This is a genomic window from Pirellulales bacterium (assembly GCA_019636335.1).
In the GTDB taxonomy this organism is placed as follows: Bacteria; Planctomycetota; Planctomycetia; order Pirellulales; family JAEUIK01; genus JAHBXR01.
Window position 1 is genome coordinate 1 of record JAHBXR010000012.1, and the last position, 20,717, is coordinate 20,717.

16 protein-coding genes are annotated in these 20,717 nt (G+C 64.2%); all 16 read left to right on the plus strand.

Annotation, left to right across the window (positions count from 1 at the left end):
- A partial coding sequence (locus tag KF708_13150) for a hypothetical protein (GenBank protein ID MBX3413631.1) occupies positions 1-412 on the plus strand: 412 nt, incomplete at its 5' end.
- Between the two features lie 82 nt (positions 413-494).
- A complete protein-coding gene (locus KF708_13155) occupies positions 495-1,736 on the plus strand; it encodes a PQQ-binding-like beta-propeller repeat protein (protein ID MBX3413632.1) in 1,242 nt (413 codons plus the stop codon).
- Positions 1,737-2,678: 942 nt separating this feature from the next.
- On the plus strand, positions 2,679-3,464 hold the full coding sequence (larB, locus tag KF708_13160; GenBank protein ID MBX3413633.1) for a nickel pincer cofactor biosynthesis protein LarB: 786 nt from the start codon (positions 2,679-2,681) through the stop codon (positions 3,462-3,464).
- On the plus strand, positions 3,461-4,351 hold the full coding sequence (locus KF708_13165) for an NAD(P)H-hydrate dehydratase (protein ID MBX3413634.1): 891 nt from the start codon (positions 3,461-3,463) through the stop codon (positions 4,349-4,351). The genes larB and KF708_13165 overlap by 4 nt, the downstream gene beginning before the upstream one ends.
- 141 nt (positions 4,352-4,492) lie before the next feature.
- Positions 4,493-5,098 (plus strand): hypothetical protein, encoded by a 606-nt coding sequence (locus tag KF708_13170; protein MBX3413635.1) that lies wholly within the window; start codon positions 4,493-4,495, stop codon positions 5,096-5,098.
- A gap of 141 nt (positions 5,099-5,239) precedes the next feature.
- Positions 5,240-6,241: a polysaccharide deacetylase family protein gene (locus KF708_13175; protein ID MBX3413636.1), complete on the plus strand. Its 1,002-nt coding sequence runs from the start codon at positions 5,240-5,242 to the stop codon at positions 6,239-6,241.
- Positions 6,238-7,428 (plus strand): hypothetical protein, encoded by a 1,191-nt coding sequence (locus KF708_13180; GenBank protein ID MBX3413637.1) that lies wholly within the window; start codon positions 6,238-6,240, stop codon positions 7,426-7,428. Before KF708_13175 ends, KF708_13180 begins: the two co-directional genes overlap by 4 nt.
- 54 nt (positions 7,429-7,482) lie before the next feature.
- Positions 7,483-8,376 carry a haloalkane dehalogenase gene (locus KF708_13185; protein MBX3413638.1) on the plus strand — a complete coding sequence of 298 codons (894 nt, stop codon included), beginning with the start codon at positions 7,483-7,485 and terminating at the stop codon, positions 8,374-8,376.
- 448 nt (positions 8,377-8,824) lie between these two features.
- A complete protein-coding gene (locus KF708_13190; GenBank protein MBX3413639.1) occupies positions 8,825-9,958 on the plus strand; it encodes a hypothetical protein in 1,134 nt (377 codons plus the stop codon).
- Between the two features lie 258 nt (positions 9,959-10,216).
- The gene (locus tag KF708_13195; GenBank protein MBX3413640.1) at positions 10,217-11,326 is read left to right on the plus strand and encodes a hypothetical protein; all 1,110 of its coding nucleotides are present in this window, start codon (positions 10,217-10,219) and stop codon (positions 11,324-11,326) included.
- A gap of 280 nt (positions 11,327-11,606) precedes the next feature.
- On the plus strand, positions 11,607-13,163 hold the full coding sequence (locus tag KF708_13200; protein MBX3413641.1) for a glutamate--tRNA ligase: 1,557 nt from the start codon (positions 11,607-11,609) through the stop codon (positions 13,161-13,163).
- Between the two features lie 154 nt (positions 13,164-13,317).
- Complete coding sequence (locus KF708_13205; GenBank protein MBX3413642.1) at positions 13,318-14,220, plus strand: sugar kinase; 903 nt, start codon at positions 13,318-13,320, stop codon at positions 14,218-14,220.
- Positions 14,220-14,798 (plus strand): RNA 2',3'-cyclic phosphodiesterase, encoded by a 579-nt coding sequence (thpR, locus tag KF708_13210; protein ID MBX3413643.1) that lies wholly within the window; start codon positions 14,220-14,222, stop codon positions 14,796-14,798. Before KF708_13205 ends, thpR begins: the two co-directional genes overlap by 1 nt.
- A gap of 235 nt (positions 14,799-15,033) precedes the next feature.
- The gene (recA, locus tag KF708_13215; GenBank protein ID MBX3413644.1) at positions 15,034-16,140 is read left to right on the plus strand and encodes a recombinase RecA; all 1,107 of its coding nucleotides are present in this window, start codon (positions 15,034-15,036) and stop codon (positions 16,138-16,140) included.
- A 105-nt stretch (positions 16,141-16,245) separates the two neighbouring features.
- Positions 16,246-17,697 carry a trypsin-like peptidase domain-containing protein gene (locus KF708_13220; GenBank protein MBX3413645.1) on the plus strand — a complete coding sequence of 484 codons (1,452 nt, stop codon included), beginning with the start codon at positions 16,246-16,248 and terminating at the stop codon, positions 17,695-17,697.
- A 263-nt stretch (positions 17,698-17,960) separates the two neighbouring features.
- Positions 17,961-20,564, plus strand: coding sequence for an alanine--tRNA ligase (gene alaS, locus KF708_13225; protein ID MBX3413646.1), 2,604 nt, complete (start codon positions 17,961-17,963; stop codon positions 20,562-20,564).
- Positions 20,565-20,717: the final 153 nt, after the last annotated feature.

Sequence of the window (20,717 nt, forward strand, 5' to 3'; positions counted from 1 at the left end):
CACTGCGGTTTGCATTCTCGTCGCGAGTCGACCAGCGCGCTTCGACGATAGCGATTCTACGGTTGCCATCATCGTGGGCTGGTCAGTTTTCGCTGCACTATCCGTGCTTACTGCCTTATGGAGTGCGCTCGGAGTGAATCGTGTGTGGGTTTCCTGTCCACTGGCGTTGATGACTTTGATCGCATTCATAGTGGGCAGTCACTCATGGGATTGGAGCAACGATGATCTTAGCTCGTTGCAAATGTTGCTGATCGGCTGGCAGTTCCTGTTCGTGCAATGCACGCTTTTGATCTTTCGCTGTGCCGGCTGGAGGTTTGCAAACGCAGGAGCGATCGACACCGAGGCGGAAAGCGTTCGCACAAGTTGCTCGGTTCGCCATCGTAGCGGCGGCGGTGCGAGGTCGACGCTATAATAGGCCCACGATCCATTCCGTGCTCATGCGAACCCGTTGATAATAAACGCTTGGAAACAACCATTAGCCACTACTTTTGAAGATGTACCGCCACCAAAAAATCGTGCTCTTGGCGATCATTCTCACGGCGGCCATTGACGTGTCTCCATCCTGTGCCGAGGACTGGCCGGGGTGGCGCGGACCCCGCGGCGACGGCTCCAGCCTTGAAACGAATGTACCCACCCATTGGAACGCCACCGAGAACATCGCCTGGAAGGTGCCCCTCCCTGGCACGGGGCACGCTTCGCCTGTCATCTGGCAAGATCGTTTGTTTCTCGTTTGGGCGGTCGAAGAGCGAGAGCAGCGCGTGCTGGGGGGCTTCGATCGTCGTACCGGTGAGTTGCTGTGGCAGCAGGTCGTGGTCACGGCGCCGCTGGAAGACAAGCACGGCTTGAACAGCTACGCCTCGAGCACGCCGGCCACCGACGGCGAGCTGCTTTATGTCGCCTTCCTCGACCGCGATTCCATGCTTGTCGCGGCCTACGACTTCGACGGCCGGCAGCAATGGCTCGTGCGGCCGGGGCCCTTTGCCAGCAAGCACGGCTTCTGCAGTTGCCCCGTCTTGTTCGAGGACCTGGTCATCGTTAATGGCGATCACGATGGCGAGTCCTATGTCGTCGCGCTCGACCGCGCGACGGGCGAAACCCGCTGGAAGATCGATCGTGCGAACCATACACGCAGCTACTCGACCCCCTTGGTGCGCGAGATCGACGGCCGCACGCAGATGATTCTCTCGGGCAACAAGTGCGTCGCCAGCTACGACCCGCGCGATGGTCGCCAGCACTGGATCATCGATGGCCCGACCGAGCAGTTCGTCGCCACCTGCGTCTACGGCGAAGGGTTGATCTTCATGACGTGCGGCTTTCCCGACTATCATATTCTGGCCATCCGTCCCGATGGCGAAGGGAACGTGACCGATTCGCACATTGCCTGGCGCGAGACGAAGGGGGCCTCGTACGTGCCTTCTCCCATCTTTGCCGGCAGCCACTTTCTGCTCACCGCCGATGGTGGCGTGGCGAGCTGCTTTCAGGCCACCAGCGGAGATCGCGTGTGGATGAAACGGCTCGGTTCGCATTACAGTGGCTCGCCCGTGACGGCGGGCGGACTGGTTTACTTCACGGACGACGAAGGGATCACGAAAGTCATTCGCCCCGGCGCCGAACTGGAGGTCGTGGCCGAGAACTCGCTGGGCGAGTCGTGCTATTCCTCGCCCGCCATCAGCCAGGGCAACCTCTTCATCCGCGGCGAAAAGCATCTCTATTGCATCGGCCCGCGGCCGCAGTGATTTTCCACTACGGATGTCGAATCCACGGTGCCATGCCCTCGCGACGAAGTCGGGTGGGCATGCTGGTCCGGCGCGTCAGGCAGCCAGCGCGGTGGCCGAAAATCAACGGCGCAACAAGCCTCGCACCCGTGTACAGTAGTAGTCGGTCTATCGCTCAATGTCAGGCACGGAGTAGGTGGCTCTCCGAAAAATGCGACCCAGAAGACCATCCCTCAAGCTGACATTCATCGATAGATCGACTACTACATGTATCGCCGGCCCGCAAGACCGACTCGTAGGTCAGGTAGCCCCCTACCTGACAAGAGCGAAGGGGCAAGCTCAATCCCTTCGATGGAACTCAGCCAACACCGGGTGCCACTGGCTCTGCCAGTGCTCTGCCAAGTCGAGCAGCCGTATTCAAAATCTACAACGGCAGCCGCGCGCCAGGCTCGACTCGCACGATCGAAGAACCTCCTCACTTCAATTCACCAGACACTGGCAAAGCCAGTGGCACCCAGAGCCGAGCTCCGCTCGTCCGATCGAGTGTCAGGTACCCCCGTACCTGACACTTGTTCGACTCGGCCACGTCGAAGTGCTCGAGCATGCCATATGCAAAGTGGCACAGGCTGTCTAGCCTGTGCAGACGCTGCGAGTGGTGCGCGAACCAGCGCCTCCGAACGAGGCCACCAATACCCGCTTGAGAAGCACGATCACCCAGCCTGGTCCTCGATACGCAAGTGCCCACCACCGCACCGCTTGCAACGAATCCGCTGCTCCTGGGGCGACCGAGTGGTCCGAGTGGTGCGCGAGGGTGCGCGAACCAACGCAATTTCATTCAAAAAATCACCAGCGCGAAGCGTCAGCGAGGCAGCGGCACCAGACAGCACGGCGCGGCAGTTTCACACGGTCAGCAGGGCGACGCCCCGTATCTCTAACCAGCAGCCGCAAATTACGATGAATGACATGAATCACGCGGAACTCGAGTTCTTGGTGCGGCAAGTCGTCGCCGGCGACCTGACGGTCGAAGCGCTCGTCGCAGCACTGCGCCCCTTGGCCGTCACGGCCGACGTCGGCGTCGCCCAGGTCGATTTGGATCGCGAGCGACGTTGCGGCTTTCCCGAGGTCGTCTACGGGCAGGGCAAATCGGTCGAGGCGCTCGAGCGCATCTTCAAGGCGCTACTCTCTCAGGGGACCGATGTCTTTGCCACGCGGATCTCGCTCGATCAGTTCGAACAACTCACGGTGAACTTTCCCTCGGGCATCTACAATCCCGTGGGACGCACGTTTCGCATTCCCGTGCGCGGCAAGACACGCCACGTAGCGGATGCCGTTGGTCGCGTGGCGGTCGTCACCGCCGGCACCAGCGATCTGCCCGTGGCCGAGGAGGCGCGCGAGACGTTGCTGTGGATGGGCTGCGACGTGGCTTTCGTGCAGGATGTCGGCGTCGCGGGACCGCATCGCCTGCCGGCCAAACTTGCCGAGCTGCGCGAAGCGGATGCGATCGTCGTCGTGGCCGGCATGGAAGGCGCGCTTCCCAGCGTGGTTGGTGGCTATGTGGCGTGTCCCGTCATCGGCGTGCCGACGAGCGTGGGTTACGGCGCCAACTTCGCCGGACTGTCGGCCTTGTTGAGCATGCTCAATAGCTGCGCGGCCAACGTCACCGTGGTCAACATCGATGCTGGCTTCAAAGGAGGCTACGTCGCCGGGCTGATCGCCACGAACGCCGCCCGCAGGCGCACGGAAACATGAGCGACTCGCATCCAAGCTTTCAGCGCGACGAGACTCCGGCGCCACTCCTGCTGCCGCGCGGGCCCGAGAGTCACAAGGGGACCTTCGGCACGGCGCTGCTCGTCGGTGGCTCGCGCGAGATGAGCGGGGCGATCTCGCTGGCCGGCATGTCGGCCCTGCGTGGCGGAGCGGGGCTTGTGCGGTTGGCGGTGCCCGACGTGGCTTTGACGTCGATAGCCGCGCACGAACCGTCGTACATGACCGCGGCGCTCGAGTCCGACGCGGCGGGGCGCATTGCCGGCGGCGAGGCCGTCCATCGCCGCCTCATCGAACTTTCAGAAAGTGCGACTGCGCTCGCCGTCGGCCCCGGCTTGGGCCGCTCGGCCGAGCTCTCCGCGCTGGTCGTGGCACTCTATGGCGAGTTGACGCAGCCGGCGGTCTTCGATGCCGATGCCTTGAACGCACTGGCCGAACAGCCGCAGGTTCTCGCTCAGCATGCGGGGCCGCGGATCGTCACGCCCCACCCGGGCGAATTCTCACGGCTCGTGGCGCTCGATACCCCCACCGTGCAGGGGCGCCGCGAAGAGCTGGCCGCCGCGCTGGCCCGAGACAACGCCTGCATCGTCGTCTTGAAGGGACATCGCACGTTCGTCACCGATGGCGTGCGGGGTTGGACCAACAGCACAGGCAACCCCGGCATGGCCACCGGCGGCACCGGTGATGTGTTGACCGGGCTCATCACGGCGCTCCTCTGTCAGGAACTCTCGCCTTACGACGCGGCCCGGCTGGGAGTCTACCTGCATGGGCTCGCGGGCGACCTGGCGGCGAAGGAACTGGGTGAAGTTTCACTCATCGCCAGCGATCTGGTACGTCACTTGTCTCGCGCCTTCCTGCGGCACACAGGGTGACGCCCCGGCGAACGTTGGGACGCGAGACGATGGCTCGGCCGGCGCAACCGCCTCGCCAGCGACCGGCACGCTACCTAGAATGACGAGAACTCGCGCGCGTAGACAGTCGGGGGCAAAGGTGGCAGTGAACCGGCATGACGGATGAGTGAAGAAGCCCCCGAAGTCGTCTTCAAACCCCACTCGGGGCCACGCGATCTGGCCGATGTGTTGGTGGGCGTCCTGGTGGCGATTCCCACGCTCGGCGTGCTCTACGGCATCCCGGCGGCCATCGTCATGGTCCTCGGTGGGAGTTGGACCTTGGCGCTCGTCGCCGCGGCTCTCGGAGCCGCCCTCTTCACGCTCTTCATCTCTCCTCTCTTTACCGTGCGCAGCCTGACCGTTTCGTCGGTGGGGATTCGTTTCGACCGTGTCTTGGGCCGCCCCAAGCTGCTGCGCTGGGAGCAGATTCGCCGCATCCGGCCCGCGCGACGCGTCGAAGTCGTATTGTGGGGCTGGCTCTTGCCGCCGTTCCCTGCCCGCGAGGCCACACGCTCGACCTCGTCGATCGGGCACCTCTCGATCGAATGGGGGAAGCGATATCGGTACTTCCCGCCGCAGGATCCGCGGATGTTCGAGCAAGTGGTGGGCCGCTGGCATGCGATCGATCCGGAGGACACGGTCTCGCCCCCCGGCGAGCCGACCGACTACGAGTTGCCAGCCGTGGCCGAGACCGGCAATCCCTATCAGCCGCCGCACACCATGTCGTAGGGCGTGCCGATCGGGGCAGGGGGAGCCAACCCAGTGCGGGGAAGTTAGACTGTGGCCATGTCGCGTCGCGATCTGTCACCCCACTGCCGTTCTTTCTGTGGTTCGGCGCCGTCTGCACGGCGCCCCTCACGCCGCGCCTTCTTGCAAACCTGTGTTGCCGGGGGCGTGGCTTTGGCGGCCACGGGGAGCGAGTTGCCGGGCGCCTGGGCTGATGAGCCTGCGGAAAGTCCCGCGCATGCCGGCAAGGCGCTCGTGGCGATCACGCTCGATCTCGAGATGAGCCGCAACTTTCCCCGTTGGGAAGACACCCATTGGGACTACGCGAAAGGTCTGCTCGACGAGCCGACCAAGCGCTATGCGGTCGCAGCCGCGAAGCGCGTGCGCGCCGCGGGGGGCGTGATTCACTTTTTTGCCGTCGGCCGCGTCTGCGAGCAGGAGAACGTCGACTGGTTGCGCGAGATCGCCGCCGCCGGACACCCCATCGGCAACCACACCTACGACCACGTCAACGTCTTGGCCACGCGCAGCGAAGATCTGCAATTCCGCTTCCAACGCGCCCCTTGGCTGATCGCCGGACGCACGCCGGCCGAGGTGATCGCCGAAAATATCCGCCTGACGAACGTCGCGTTACAAGAGCGGGCTGGCATCAAGGCAGTTGGCTTTCGCACGCCGGGCGGGTTTGCCGCAGGGCTCGCCGGACGCGAGGATCTCCAGCATCTGCTGCTCGAACAGGGCTTCGACTGGGTCAGCAGCAAGTATCCCGCACATCCGAACACGAAGGACGGCGCGTCTCCCGACGCATCGGTGCTCGAGGGCATCGTCGCCGCCCAGGCCGCCGCTCAACCGTTCGTTTATCCCACCGGGCTCATCGAGGTGCCGATGAGTCCGATCAGCGACATCGGCGCCTTTCGCAATGGCCGCTGGCCCCTCGACGATTTTCTCGCCGCGCTCGAGCGTGCTCTCGAGTGGACGATCCGCGAGCGTGCCACGTTTGACTTTTTGGCTCATCCCTCTTGCCTGGGAGTAGTCGATCCAGAATTCCAGGCGCTCGACCTCATCGTCCGCACGGTCGAGCGCCATGCCGACGAGGCGGCCCTGGTCGACCTGCGTGCCCTGGCTGCCCGTGCTCGAAAGACCGCATGAAGTTTGCTCTGCTCGGCGCTGATGCCCCCACGCTTGCTCTGGCCCAGGCCATTGCCCGGCACGAAGTTCACTCGCTCGTGTGGATGGCCGAGACGGGGAACGCGGCGCGTACGCTGCACGAGCTTGCGCCCGCCGCGAAGTTGACCGACGATTGGGAATCGCTCCTCTCGGGCGAAGTGGCCGACGTGGTGCTGGTGGCGCGTCCCGATCCCGCGCGGGCCGAAGAAGAGGATCGCCGCGCCGATCAGTTGCGCAAGCTGGTGCAAAACTCGATTCCTCTCGCGCTCAGCCACCCGGCGCAGCAGTCGATGATCGCCTGCTACGAGCTGGAGATGATTCGGCACGACACCCACTCGCTCCTCTTTCCCTTGCTCGACTGGCGCTGGCATCCGGCGGTGACGCGCCTGGCGGCGCTCGTGCGCGCCACGGGCGCCACGACCCTCGGCGAATGGGAGCAGATCGTCATCGAGCGGCACGCGGCAGATCGACGCGATGCCAACGTACGCGTCGAGTTCGCGCGCGACGTCGACCTGGCGCGATTCCTGGCGGGGGATCTCACGCGCCTGGCGGCCTTGTCCCCCGAGGGGGCCGGCGGCAAGTTGGCCAATCTTGGCGTGCAACTCTCCGGCACCGAGAACATTCTCGTCCGCTGGTCGGTTCGTCCCCTCGAGTCCACCGCCGGCGCGAAGCTAACCGTGATCGGCTCGCAGGGCCGCGCGAGTCTGCAGATCGCCGAGCAAGACGAGCCCTGGCTGCTCGAGATATATCCTGCCGAGGGAGGCCCGCAGACCGAACGATTCGACACGTACCATGCCGCGGAAGAGACGCTCCGCCAGATCGAACGGGCCTACGTGGCGAACCTGGCTGGGGAAGAAGTCGCACCGGCCTGGGCGGAAGCGGCGCGTGCCGTCGAGCTGACCGAGACGATCGATCGCAGCCTCGCTCGCGGCCGTACGATCGAGCTCTATCAAGAAGAGTATTCCGAAGAGGCGACGTTCAAGGGCAAGATGGCGGCCGTGGGTTGCTTGTTGCTGATTGTGGCGTTCATCGTGGTCATCCTGGCGACGATCGCGGCCGCCTTCAAATTGCCCGTGGCCGACAAGTGGCCGATTGTGCTGGCGCTGGTGTTGGGCGTCTTTCTCGCCTTGCAGTTTCTGCAACTCGCATTTCCGCGCCGCGAAAAGTAAAACCATCGCACGGCGTTTGCCCTCGCCCGATGGCATTTGCGAGGAGAGAGCCCCATGCCGATGATCCGTACGCCCGACGAACGATTCGCCGATTTGCCCGGCTTCGACTACGCGCCGCACTACATCGAACTGCGGCACATGCGCATGCACTACGTCGACGAGGGCCGGGGGCAGACGATTCTCTGCCTGCACGGCGAGCCAACTTGGTCGTACCTGTACCGCAAGATGATCGGCCCGCTGGCCGCGCGGCATCGCGTCGTGGCCCCCGATTTCATCGGCTTCGGCCGCTCGGACAAGTACACCTTGCCCGAGGAATACACCTTTCAAATGCACGTCGACCTGCTGGGGGGATTTCTGACGCTGCTCGACCTGCGTGAGATCACGCTCGTCTGTCAGGATTGGGGCGGGTTGATCGGGCTGCGCGTGGCGGCCGAGATGTCCGAACGCTTCGCACGCCTGGTCATCATGAACACCGGCCTGCCCACGGGCGATGAAAAACCTTCCGAGACGTTTCTCGCCTGGCGAGGCTTCGTCGAGCGGACCCCCGACCTGCCGGTGGGCTTTATCATGCAGCGCACGCTCGTCGATGGGACGAAGGTCGACCCGCGCGTGATCGCCGCCTATGAAGCCCCTTTTCCCGATGCCAGCTACAAGGTCGGCGCGGCGGCCTTTCCCTTGCTCGTGCCGATCAGCCCCGACGATCCGGGCTCGCCCGGCATGCGCCAGACGCGCGAAGTGCTGTCACGCTGGCAGAAGCCCGCTCTGGTGATGTTCTCCGACGGCGATCCGATCACCGCGGGGGGAGATCGCTGGTTCCGTCGCGTGATTCCCACGGCCCAGGACCAGCCAGCGGTGGTGATCGCCGGTGGCGGTCATTTTTTGCAAGAGGATCGCGGCGAGGAGATCGCCGAAGAGATCCTGAAGTTCATCGATCGCACGCCTCTCTGATGCGTCCCGTTAACCCCGTTAAGGCGGGCGGGCTGCGTCGAGTGCGGTTTTTTTCGGGTCGGGCGGTGTGAGCTTAGTCCGGCGTGAATCTTGGAGCTAGATTCGGCGCGGCGAAATGCCGAATTCTCCCCTCTAGAGCGTTTGACACACCTGGCCGCTCCTACGACTGCGTGCCAGCCAGCAGTGCTGGCGCCGGCAGAGAGTCGTTCGTCGCTGGCCAACTACCCGCCTTGTGGCGCCACGGCCCCCCGCCGACGGACTTCCGGACGTTCGGGGAACCGCCGCGCCAAATACAACCCTTTGTTCGACAGGGATAGGTCGGGCAAAGGCGCGAGGCACAGGGAACGTGCCCGCCTGAGCGACCGCTGATCGACTGCGAGATTTTGCCGTTCGAGCGTCGTCAGCCCGTCGCTATCATTCGTCACGAGAAAATGGAGTTTCCTTCCCCGTGCAACGCGATGACCGGCGCCGGCGAGTCCTCACCGAAGAGGTCATCGGCCCGGCAAAAGAGCGCGAGTCCGAGACGGCCACAGCCGGCGGAGCCGTGCTGCGCAAAGCGCGCCGCAAAGCCAACTACGGAGACGCGAAGTTCATGGATGGACAGCCGCGCATCACCGATCTCATTCCAACGCGCATCGGCTTCTTGCTGTTGTGGTTCCTGCTGGGGGTCGCCATCCTGGCCGGGCTCGAGGCCCTGTACGCCTGGATGCCCGAGTTGGCCGCGCACACGACGGACGGCCGCGTGGCCGCCTTCGATCTCGATAGCGAAGGGAGCCTGGGCGCCGTCTTTTCCTCGGCCACGCTCGCCCTGGCCGGCCTCGTGACCCTCATCGTCTACAGCGTGCGCCGTCACAAGCAGGACGATTACGCCGGCCGCTATCGCATCTGGCTGTGGGCCTCGCTCTGCTGGTTCATCATGGCGATCGACGAATCCGCCAGCCTGCACGAGGGCTTCAAAGAGCTGATGACCATGCTGACCGGCACCCGTCTGGTGGGCGATGGCTCGCTCTGGTGGGTGGCGGCCTACACGCTCGTCCTGGGCGTCGTCGGCATGCGGCTTGTGCTCGATATGCGCGTCTGCTGGTCGTCGACCACCATGTTCATCATCGCGGGCCTTTGCTATGCCGCGTCGGTTGTCGTCCAGATGCAGGGCATCTTGCCCGAGACTGGCGCCGTTGGCGTCATGGTCGAAGAGGGGCTCGAGATGGCCGGCAACCTGTTCTTGCTCCTCTCGATGACGTTGCACGCCCGCTATGTGATTCTCGAATCGCAAGGCCTGCTGCCGCAACGCAAGCGCAAGGCCAAGGGGGAGTCGGCCGAGAAGGAGGCCGAACCACGCCGCGTCCGTCGCAAACGCGAGGAAGAAGGAACCGACAAGCCCGCGGCCACGGGCAACAGCCGCACCGAGACGCCGGCCACGGTGTCGCGTGGGTCGCTGCTGTCGGGCAGCCGCACGCAGCTTCGAACCGATGCGCAGGGCTCGAGCTCGCAGCCCCATAGCCGCCTGTCGAAGGCAGAACGTAAGGCGGCTCGTCGCCAGCAGCGCCACGAGCAGGACGAGCGAGAGCTGCGGACGCGATAGTTCGATCGACAGCCGTACTGCTACGGACGAACCGTTGGCACCGACGCCAGCGATGGCTTTGCGCGCCGACTGCCCAGCGAGTTTGGAGTCGGCTTTCTATTTTTCTGGGCGGCCGCGTTATATTCGCGCGGCAAGTTCGCCTTTCTGACAGGGGACGTCCGCACCAGGTGGGTGGAGTGTCCCGGTTCGTCGTGACAAGGCTAGCTGTCGTGACAAGGCTAGCTTCGGCCTGTGCCGCCTGACTTGAAGGAGCTTCGCATGTCGTCGCCGCAGCCGCGCAAGGGCCCCTGGTTCGCCCGGTTCTTGATCGCTGTCTTTACCGTTCTGTTCGGCTGCCTCACCTACTGGCTGCTGTCGTTTGTCATGCAAGACATCGGCACATGGCCGGGGCCCGATTGGGATGCGCTCGAGCGGCAGATGATCGATCCGGCGCTGCAAAAGCAGGCCGAAGAATTGACGCAGCAGATCGAAAAGACTCGCCGCGAAATCGAGGCGCAGCGCGAACGTCAGGCCACGCTCCGCGACAGCACGACGAATTCGCAGACCACGATGAACCAGTTGCTCGAGTTCCAGAAGCTGCGGCTGGAAAAGGATGTCAAGCCATCGCCCGAGGAACAGCAGGCCCTGGCCGAGAGCCAGACTCGCTTCCTGGCGAATCAGCAGCAGTACCAGGAGCTGAACTCGGACATCGCGCGGCAGAGCGAAGCCTTGCGCGATCTGGAAGACGCGCAACGCGCGAACAACGCGGCGCTCGACGACGCACGCCGCCCGGTTTACGAAGCCTTCAACGAGCAATTCGCCGCCCACCGTCTGAAGATCGGCCTCACGAAGCTGGCGGTGTTGTTGCCGCTGTTGATCGTGGCCGTGGTCCTCTTTCTCAAGCTGCGCGAGAGCATCTACGTGCCGCTGGTCTATGCCTTGGGCATTGCGGTGGCGGTGCGCGTCTTCTGGGATATGAACCAGTATTTCCCCGCACGCTTTTTCAAGTACGTCTTGATCCTCACCTTCCTGGCCATTGTGACCAAGGTGCTGATCACGCTCGTGCGGGCCAAGGCCTACCCGCGCCGCGATTGGCTGTTGAAGCAATTCCGTGAATCGTACGAGGCGTTCTTCTGCCCGGTGTGCGAGTACCCGATCCGCCGCGGCCCGCTCAAGTATTTGTTCTGGACGCGTCGCAGCATCAAGAAGCGTCTGGAGGCGGCCAGTGGCGCGGCGGAGCCCGAGACGCCCTACACCTGCCCGGCCTGCTCGACGCGACTCTTCGAGGAGTGCGGCAACTGCCACGGCATCCGACACTCGCTGCTGCCGACGTGCGAGAAATGTGGGGCGACGAGGGAACCGGAGGCAATTGCGAGCGCAGGCGCATAAAGGGCAGATGGCGATGAGCAAGAGACCACCTGGACAATCCCGATCCTTTGGAAGTGAATTGGTAAGCCGACTGAGGAAATATGTTGCGCAACTCAAAAACAACGACGCTCCGTCAAATCGCTTAAACCGCTCAAAAGTCGACGGGCGGCCTCCGGTTCCTCACGACACGGCCGATTGACGCCCTCGGCCTCGAACGTCTAATCTGGTCGCTCTTTGGTTGCTCCCCCTCGGCCTTTTTTTGAGGGTCGCTGGTCGGTCCCGGCCGGCGGCGGCGTGTTGCATGGTTCGCACTCGTTTCGCTCCCAGTCCCACGGGCTATCTGCACATTGGCGGGGTCCGCACGGCCCTGTTTTGCTGGCTGTTCGCCCGGCGTCACGGTGGGAAGTTCCTGCTGCGCATCGACGACACCGATCAGGAGCGCAACGTCGAATCGGCGCTGGCCCCGATTCTGCACGGTTTTCGTTGGCTGGGGATCGATTGGGACGAAGGCCCCGATGTCGGTGGTCCCTACGCGCCGTATTACCAGTCGCAGCGGCTGGCCCGTTATCAGGAAGAAGCGGCCCGCCTGCTGGCCGGCGGTTTTGCCTATCGCGATTTCGCCACGCCCGAAGAGATCCAGGCCGAGCGTGAAGAGGCTCAACGCGAGAAGCGTCCCTACCTCTACAGCCGGCGCTGGATGGCCGAGACGCCCGAGCAGGCCGAGCGTTTTGCCGCCGAGGGACGCTCGGGGGTCGTGCGGCTCAAGATGCCGCGCGAGGGGACGCTCGTCATCAACGACGCCATTCGCGGGGCGGTCGAGTTCGAATGGGCCCGCGAGCAGGATCACGTCATCCAGCGTGCCGATGGCTCGTGCCTCTATCACCTGGCGAGCGTGGTCGACGATTACGATTTTCGCATCACGCACGTGATCCGCGCCGAAGAGCATCTCTCGAACACGCCACGGCAGATCTTCATCGCGCAGTCGCTGGGCTACCCCTTGCCCGAGTATGCGCACCTGCCCTACGTGGCCGAACCGGGCAGCAAGAACAAGCTCAGCAAGCGCAAGCTCGACAAGTATCTGAAGAACCGCGACTTCGCCCAGATCAACGAGCACGGCCAGGCGATCGCAGCCGCGCAGGGGCTCACCACGGCGGCCGATACGTTCAACCCGGTGATTGTCGATTTCTACGAACAGGTGGGCTACCTGCCCGAGGCGATCGTCAATTACCTGGCGCTGCTGGGCTGGTCGCTCGACGACAAGACCGAGTTTCTCTCGCGCACCGAGCTGGTCGAGAATTTTACCCTCGAGCGCGTGACCAAGGCCGCCGCCAGCTTCGATCCGAAGAAGCTCTGGGCCTTCCAAGACCACTACATGCGCCAGTTGTCGACCGGCGAAAAGGTGGCCGGGACGCTCCCCTTTCTCGTGCGCGCCAAGCTGCTCGCCGAGCCTGTTTCAGAAGAGGATCGCGCGAAGTTGGCCCGCATCGTCGAGGCGACGGGGGACCGCATCAAGGTCTTCGGCGACATCATCGCCTACGCCGATTTCTTCTTTCAGGAAAAAATCTCCTACGATGAAAAGGCGTTCGAGAAGCGAGTCCGGGCCCCCGGAGCGTGCGACTTGCTGCGGAAGCTTCGCACACGCCTCGCGACGGTCGAGCCGTTCGATGTAGCGACGCTCGAGCAGGCCATGCACGAGTTTCTGGCCGCCGAGGGAATCGAGCTGGGCGCCATCATTCATGCGGTGCGCGTGGCGACCACCGGCAAGGCCGTGGGGCCCGGCTTGTACGATTGCCTGGCGATTTTGGGTCGCGAGACGACGCTGGCGCGGATCGATGCCGCCGTGGCGCGGGCGAGTTGAAGGTGCCGTTGGTCGGTTGATGAATTCATGGATATGAAAGTCACCCATCCCAACCCGAAGCGTGAGCGAGGGGCGCTTCGATCGACGCCTGCATAGGGAGTCCCCTCGCTGACGCTTCGGGTTGGGATTTGAGTTGCACGTAGGAGAAAGCAGCATGTCGCTTTTGGTCGTCGGTTCGATCGCGCTCGATAGCGTGGAAACTCCCACCGCGGTGCGCGAGGATGTGCTGGGGGGCTCGGCCGTCTTCTTCTCGTACGCCGCCAGCTATTTCTCGCCGGTGCGGCTCGTGGGGGTCGTCGGCGAAGACTGGCCCGCCGAGCACACGAAGCTGCTGGCGGATCGTGGCATCGACACCTCGGGCCTGCAGGTGGTTCGCGGGGCCCAGACGTTCCGTTGGCGCGGCAAGTACCTGCCGAACATGAACGACCGCGAGACGCTCGAGGTCCATCTGAACGTCTTCGGCGAGTTCGATCCCGTGCTCCCCGACGCGTACAAGCGTTGCGAGTTCCTCTTTCTGGCCAATGGTTCGCCCACGCTGCAGATGAAGGTGCTCGACCAGTTACCCGGCGCCCGCTTGCGCGTGGCCGATACCATGGATCTGTGGATCAAGACGCAGCACGACGAGCTGATGCAGTTGCTGAAGCGCATCGATGGCCTGGTGATGAACGACTCCGAGGCCAAGCTGTTGACCGAGGATGAAAACCTCGTCCGTGCCGGCCACAAGATTCGCGAGCTGGGTCCCAAGTTCGTCGTGATCAAAAAGGGGGAGCATGGCGCCATGTTCTTCAGCGAGCACGAGACCTACGTCATGCCCGGTTATCCCACGCCCGACGTCATCGACCCGACGGGAGCGGGCGATAGTTTCGCGGGGGGCATGATGGGCTACCTCGCCGAGCGCGGCGACTTCGAGCCCAAGACCCTCAAGGAAGCGCTCGCCTACGGCACGATCGTGGCCAGCTTCAACGTCGAGGACTTCAGCCTCGACCGCATGCGCCGCATCGAGCGCGAGGATCTCGAACGTCGCATGGCCGACTACCGGCACATGCTCAGCTTCTGATGCAGCACTTCATTCGTACGTTCGTCGCGACCGAGATTTCGCTCGATGTGCGCGCCCGGGCCACCACGCTCATCAAGAAGCTGCGTCCGACCCCCGCGCGCGTGCGGTGGGTCGATCCCGAGAACCTGCACCTGACGCTCAAGTTTCTCGACAACGTCGAGACGGAGCGCATTCCACAGGTTTGCCGCGAGATCTCCCAGGCGACGCGCGGTCTTCCGGAGTTCGAGTTTCGCTCGTTCGGTGTGGGGGCGTTTCCCGATGCGGAGCGTCCGCGCACCGTCTGGATCGGCGTGCGCGAAGGGAGCGAGGAGTTGATCGCCCTGCACGACGCGATCGAGGGGGTGCTCGAGAAGCTGGGCTTTCGCGCCGAGCGGCGGCGCTTTCGGCCCCATCTGACGATCGGACGCGTGCGCGGCAGCGAGGGAATCGACGATTTGGCGGCCCGGATGGCCGAGTTCGCCGAGTACGACTGCGGCTCGACCATCGCCGAGGATGCGGTGGTGTTTGCCAGCAAGCTCGACGCGGATGGTCCGTTGTACGAGGTGCTGGGCCGGTGCGAATTGCGCAGCGACCGCTAGGGCTAGGGGGGCGACAGGCCCGGCAGCACTAGGCTGAGAAGGGCAGTTTTCTTGCCGCGATATTCCGCTGATTTCGCTCTTGAAATCATTACTGAACGCCGATACAGTATTCAGGCGTACAGTATATGGCCGACCGCGATCGTCTGTGCCGGCCCCGATCCGCTTGCAATTCGCACATCGGAATCCTCAACTTAAAGGATTGTGCCCCATGGTCGCTACCACGAAGAACGGTCGCATGCCGAAGAAGGAAACCAAGTCGTCGCGCGTGGCTGCTGAAAAGAGCCCCATTCAGGCGGCGTTGAACGACAATCCTCAGCTCAAGAACACGCTGGCCCAGATCGAGAAGCAGTTCGGCGAAGGCTCGATCATGCCGCTCGGGAACGATCAGTCCCCTTCGGTGGCGGGCATCTCGACCGGGAGTCTGTCGCTCGACATGGCCCTGGGGGGACACGGCGTTCCCAAGGGGCGTGTGATCGAGATTTTCGGCCCGGAGTCGAGCGGCAAGACGACCCTGGCCTTGCACGTGGTGGCGGCTGCCCAACGCGAGGGGGGCATTGCCGCCTTCATCGACGCGGAGCATGCTCTCGACCCCAGTTGGGCCAAGAAGCTCGGCGTGGAGCTCGAAACGCTGCTCGTCAGCCAGCCGAGCCACGGCGAAGAGGCGATGCACATCACCGAGATGCTCATCAAGTCGAACGCGGTCGACGTGATCGTGATCGACTCGGTGGCCGCCCTGGTGCCGCAGAAGGAGCTCGAAGGCGAGATCGGCGATTCGCACGTCGGCCTGCAGGCCCGGCTCATGAGCCAGTCGTTGCGCAAGCTGACCGGCGTCATCAACAAAAGCAAGACCTGCGTCATCTTCATCAACCAGATTCGCGAAAAGATCGGCGTCATGTTCGGCAGCCCCGAAACCACGCCCGGAGGCCGGGCGCTGAAGTTCTATGCCTCATGCCGCATCGACGTCCGCCGCATCGGCCAGCTCAAAGATGGCGAGACGGTGGTCGGCCAGCGCGTGCGGGCCAAGGTGGTCAAGAACAAGGTTGCCCCGCCGTTCCGTGTCGCCGAATTCGATATGATGCACAAGGACGGGATCAGCATGGCCGGCGACGTGCTCGACCTGGCCCTGGCCCGTAAAATGGTGATCCGCTCGGGCGCCTGGTTCCGCTACGGCGAGGTACAATTGGGCCAGGGACGCGAACGCACGCGCGACTACCTGTTGCAGAATCCCGATTTCATGGCCGAGTTGCAGACGAAGATCCTGGCTGACGGCGGCTATGAAAAGAACGGACTTGCCGGCGAAGGTGGCAGTGCGGACGAGTCGGACGACACCGACGTAGAATAAAGCCCGGGGATCAACCGACCGGCAGAATCGGCAGCGTGGCTCCAGGGGCCCGCGCCGATCGCCCCGATCGGAGGAATTTCCCCGCTTGAATTTGGGGAAATCTCCATGCCGGAGTGTTTGTCGAATCTCGGCGGGCGCGCGGGCCGATGGGTCTGCGTGCTCGCCGTTTTGTTTGCTACCGGCCCGATCGGCTCGCTCGTGGCCCACGCCCAAGAGCCCAGTGGCGCCGCGGTGGCGGCGGCGCTCGAGCAAGCGATTGCCGACGCCATCGAGCGGGCCGAGCCTGCGGTGGTGAGCATCGCCCGCTATCGTCGCGACGAGGCGCTCGAGCTGTCGCTCGAGCCGCGGCCTCCCAGCAACGATGTGATTCCCAACGAGTTCGGCACCGGCGTGATCGTCGATGCGCGCGGGCTCGTGCTGACGAACTATCACGTGCTGGGCGAGGATTCCGACTATCGCATCACCACGGTCGATGGCCGCACGTACGACGCGACGATCAAGGGGGCCGACCCACGTAGCGATCTGGCCGTGCTCGAGTTGGCCGACGTCGACAGCAACGAGACCTTCACCCCGATTCCGCTGGGCGACGCCTCGAAGTTGCGAAAGGGGCAATTCGTCATTGCGCTCGGGAATCCCTACGCCATCGCGCGCGATGGCAAGGCGAGCGCGAGCTGGGGTATCGTGGCCAACCTGGCCCGCAAGGCCTCGCCCCCCCTCTACAACGAGGATCCCGCCGCGGTGAAGCAGACGATTCACCAGTTCGGCACGTTGATCCAAACCGACGCCAAATTGAACCTGGGCACCAGCGGCGGACCGTTGCTGAACTTGCAGGGCGAAATGATCGGCCTCATCACGTCCGAGGCCGCCATCTCGGGCTTCGAGCAGGCCGCCGGGTACGCGATTCCCGTCGACGAGACGTTCCGCTGGGTCGTCGATAAGCTGAAAGAGGGTCGCGAGGCGGAATATGGATTCCTCGGCGTGCAGCCGGCGAATCTATCCCCCGAGTTGCGCCTGCGCGGCACGCTCTTGAACAGCGTGGTGGCCGGCACGCCCGCCTATCGGGCGGGCCTACGGACCGATGACGTGGTCGTGGCGGTCAATGGTGAGCCGATCGACGGGGTGGACCAGTTGATGCTTTACGTGGGGCGCTTGCCCGCCGCGTCGACCGTACGTCTCACGGTGGAAAGGTCCGGCGGCCGCAAGGAGATCCTGGCCGAGCTGGCCAAGTTTCGCGTCGCCGGCAAGAAGGTCATCACGCAGCCGGCGCCGATCTGGCGAGGCGCCCGGGTCGATTACGTCACGGCTGTGATGGATCTACGCAATCCGCGCGCGTTTCTGCCCGAGTCGGGCATCGTCGTCACCGAGGTGGAGACCGGTAGCCCCGCCTGGGAGGCCGGCCTTCGCTCCGACATGCTGCTGACGCACGTCGAAAGCACGTCGGTCGCCAGCCCGCGCGAGTTCCACGCCGCGGTCGACGGGCGCGAGGGTGAGATGGTGACGCTACGCGTCTGGAATTCGCCCAGCGATCAGTCGACCTTCAAGGTGGCGGCGCCGTAGACACGGTCCAAGTCCAGGCGGGCGTGTTCCGCACGCTGCGCTTCCTGCTAGGCCGGTGGGGCATGGCTTTGGCCCCAGTTCTTCGACCCGGTGCAGTCAATGTCCGGGCCATTTTCAGTGGTCCGCTCGCAACCCTGCTCGGGCTCGATTCTGGCGAAGTCCGCCCCTCAGCCTCGGCAGGCTCGGCTGGTCGGCCCGGGGGGACTCCGATATGATTCCAGTTTACCCACCTGGAAATCGTGGAACGGCGTTCCGACGCGGCAATGAAAACCGACGAACTGCGCGAAAGCTACCTCTCTTTCTTCGAATCCAAAGGCTGCGTCCGCCGTCCCAGCGACGTGCTGGTGCCACGCTGGGATCCCTCGGTGCTGTTCACGCCCGCCGGCATGAATCAGTTCAAGGATCACTTCCTGGGCAAGTGCAAGCTCGAGTTCACCCGGGCCACCACCTGCCAGAAATGCCTCCGCACGGGCGACATCGACAACGTGGGGCGCACCGCCTACCACCACACGTTCTTCGAGATGCTCGGCAACTTCAGCTTCGGCGACTATTTCAAGCGCGAAGCGATCAACTGGGCCTGGGAGTATCTCACCGATAAACGCTGGCTGGGCATTCCGGCCGACAAGCTCACCGTGTCGGTCTATCTCGACGACGACGAAGCCGCCGAGATCTGGGCGCGCGATATCAAGCTCCCCCCGGACCGCATCGAGCGGATGGGAGAGCACGACAATTTCTGGCCGGCTGGCGCCCCGACGCACGGCCCCGACGGCGTCTGCGGCCCCTGCAGCGAGATCTTCTACCACACCGAGAAAGGCTCGGTGGAGATCTGGAATCTGGTCTTCACGCAGTTCAATCGCGTGGGTAATCCGCCCGACAATCTGCGGCCCCTCCCCAGCAAGAACATCGACACCGGCATGGGGCTCGAGCGTTGTGCCTCGGTGCTGCAGGGGGTCGAGACGAACTTCCACATCGACATTCTCCAGCCGCTCGTGCTGGCGGCCGCCGAGGCCTGCGGCGTGAAGTACGAACCCGCCAGCGAGACTGGCCGCCGGCTGCGCCGCATCGCCGATCACGTGCGGGCCTGCACGTTCGCGGTCCACGAGAACGTCTATCCCGGGCCGAACAAAGAGAAGTACGTCGTCAAACGCTTGCTGCGGCGGGCGGTGCTCGACGGGCACCAGATGGGCGTTCACGAACCGTTCCTCGGCAAGCTCGTGCCGACGGTGGCCGAGCTGATGCGCCGCCCTTATCCCGAGCTGAGCGAGACGACCACACGCGTCGTCCAGGTGATTGCCAAGGAAGAAGAGAACTTCCTGGCCACGATCGATGGCGGCCTGAGTCGCATCAAGGCGATCTTCGGCGAGATGAAGCGCGAGAACCGCACCCTCGTCGCCGGGAACGAAGCGGCCGACATGTACACCACGTACGGTTTTCCGCCCGAGCTGTTCGAGACCCTCGCCGCCGAGCACAATCTCACCTTCGATTGGGAGGGGTTCCGCCGCGAGATGGAGCAGCACGGACTCGAGTCCGGCGGCGGGCAGAAGATCGAATTGTTCAAGTCGAGCCCACTCGACGCGCTTAAGCGCACTTCGGCCGGCACCGAGTTCCTCGGTTACGAGACGAGCGAGGCCACGGGCAAGATCATCGGGCTCATCGCCCAGGATGAGCTCTGCGACAGCATCGAAGAGATAGGGCACGAGCGTCCGCTCGTCGTCGTGCTCGACCGCACGCCTTTCTATGGTGAAAGTGGCGGCCAGGTGGGTGACGTCGGCACGCTCGCGGGCGACGGCTTCGCCTTTGAAGTCATCGACACACAGCGCGAAGGTGGCTTCGTCCTGCACCTGGGGCATTTGCGTTCCGGCACGCTACGACTGGGCGACACGGTCGAGGCCCGGGTCGACACCGACCGGCGCTCGGGCATCCGCCGCGCCCACTCGGCCACGCACATCCTGCACTATGCCTTGCAGAAGCATCTGGGGGGGCATGCCCAGCAGCAGGGCTCGAAAGTCGATCGCGATTGGCTGCGGTTCGACTTCACGCATCCGAAATCGGTCAGCGCCGAGGAACTGGCCAGCATCGAAGACGACGTGAACGAACGGATCGTGTCGGCCGCGTCCATCACGTGGGCCAACATGCCGATGGCCGAGGCACGCCAGCAAGGCGCGATGATGCTCTTCGGCGAGAAGTATCCCGACATCGTGCGCATGGTGTCGATGGGGGACTTCAGCAAGGAACTGTGCGGTGGGACGCATCTCGACAACACCGCCCAGGTGGGCTTGTTCAAAATCGTCGGCGAAGAGAGCGTGGCGGCCGGCACGCGGCGCATCACGGCGCTGACCGGCGCCGGGGCTCTGTCGCATATCCGTCAGCACGAGGCGCTGTTGCACGAGGCCGCCGGCGCCCTCAAGGTGCCCGTCACCGAGCTGCCGCAACGCGTCGAAGCGATGGCCAAGGAGTTGCGTACCCTGCGCAAGCAGGCCAGCGCTGGTCCGAAGGGAGGCATCTCGATCGATAGCCTGCTGCAAGAGGCCATCGATCAGGCCGGGGTGCGCATCGTCACCGCCGAGGTACCCGGAGCCAATGCGAACGTGTTGCGCGAACAGATCGATCAACTGCGACGCAAAGCGTCGCCGATCGCGGTCATGCTCGGGACGCGCGAAGAGGGCAAGGTGCTGCTGGTGGCCGGCATCAGTCGCGAGCTGGAGCAAAAGGGGGCCAGTGCCGTCGAATGGGTGCGCGATGCCGCGCAAATCATCGGCGGCAGCGGAGGCGGCAAGGCCGACATGGCGCAGGCCGGCGGCAAGCACCCCGACAAGCTCCCCGAGGCCCTGGCCGAAGCCCTCGCCAGCGCCAAGAAACGGTTTTAAAGAAGCCGGAGCGTTTTCCTGCTCGCGCGCATGGGGCAAGGGCTGGTGGCTAGCCTGCGAACGATCGGCCGCGTGCCCCAAATCGTGTGGCGGCTTGGCGTTTGGTGCTTGAACGGTAGCGTTTTTTCGTGGTGGGGCCGTTCTTGACACCCC

Bases quoted from the DNA above. Each gene is read 5' to 3' on its own strand.
- KF708_13155 (MBX3413632.1), top strand. From the start codon at position 495: ATGTACCGCCACCAAAAAATCGTGCTCTTGGCGATCATTCTCACGGCG.
- KF708_13205 (MBX3413642.1), top strand. From the start codon at position 13,318: ATGTCGCTTTTGGTCGTCGGTTCGATCGCGCTCGATAGCGTGGAAACT.
- KF708_13165 (MBX3413634.1), top strand. From the start codon at position 3,461: ATGAGCGACTCGCATCCAAGCTTTCAGCGCGACGAGACTCCGGCGCCA.
- larB (MBX3413633.1), top strand. From the start codon at position 2,679: ATGAATCACGCGGAACTCGAGTTCTTGGTGCGGCAAGTCGTCGCCGGC.
- KF708_13200 (MBX3413641.1), top strand. From the start codon at position 11,607: ATGGTTCGCACTCGTTTCGCTCCCAGTCCCACGGGCTATCTGCACATT.
- thpR (MBX3413643.1), top strand. From the start codon at position 14,220: ATGCAGCACTTCATTCGTACGTTCGTCGCGACCGAGATTTCGCTCGAT.
- KF708_13170 (MBX3413635.1), top strand. From the start codon at position 4,493: ATGAGTGAAGAAGCCCCCGAAGTCGTCTTCAAACCCCACTCGGGGCCA.
- KF708_13185 (MBX3413638.1), top strand. From the start codon at position 7,483: ATGCCGATGATCCGTACGCCCGACGAACGATTCGCCGATTTGCCCGGC.
- KF708_13195 (MBX3413640.1), top strand. From the start codon at position 10,217: ATGTCGTCGCCGCAGCCGCGCAAGGGCCCCTGGTTCGCCCGGTTCTTG.
- recA (MBX3413644.1), top strand. From the start codon at position 15,034: ATGCCGAAGAAGGAAACCAAGTCGTCGCGCGTGGCTGCTGAAAAGAGC.
- KF708_13180 (MBX3413637.1), top strand. From the start codon at position 6,238: ATGAAGTTTGCTCTGCTCGGCGCTGATGCCCCCACGCTTGCTCTGGCC.
- alaS (MBX3413646.1), top strand. From the start codon at position 17,961: ATGAAAACCGACGAACTGCGCGAAAGCTACCTCTCTTTCTTCGAATCC.
- KF708_13220 (MBX3413645.1), top strand. From the start codon at position 16,246: ATGCCGGAGTGTTTGTCGAATCTCGGCGGGCGCGCGGGCCGATGGGTC.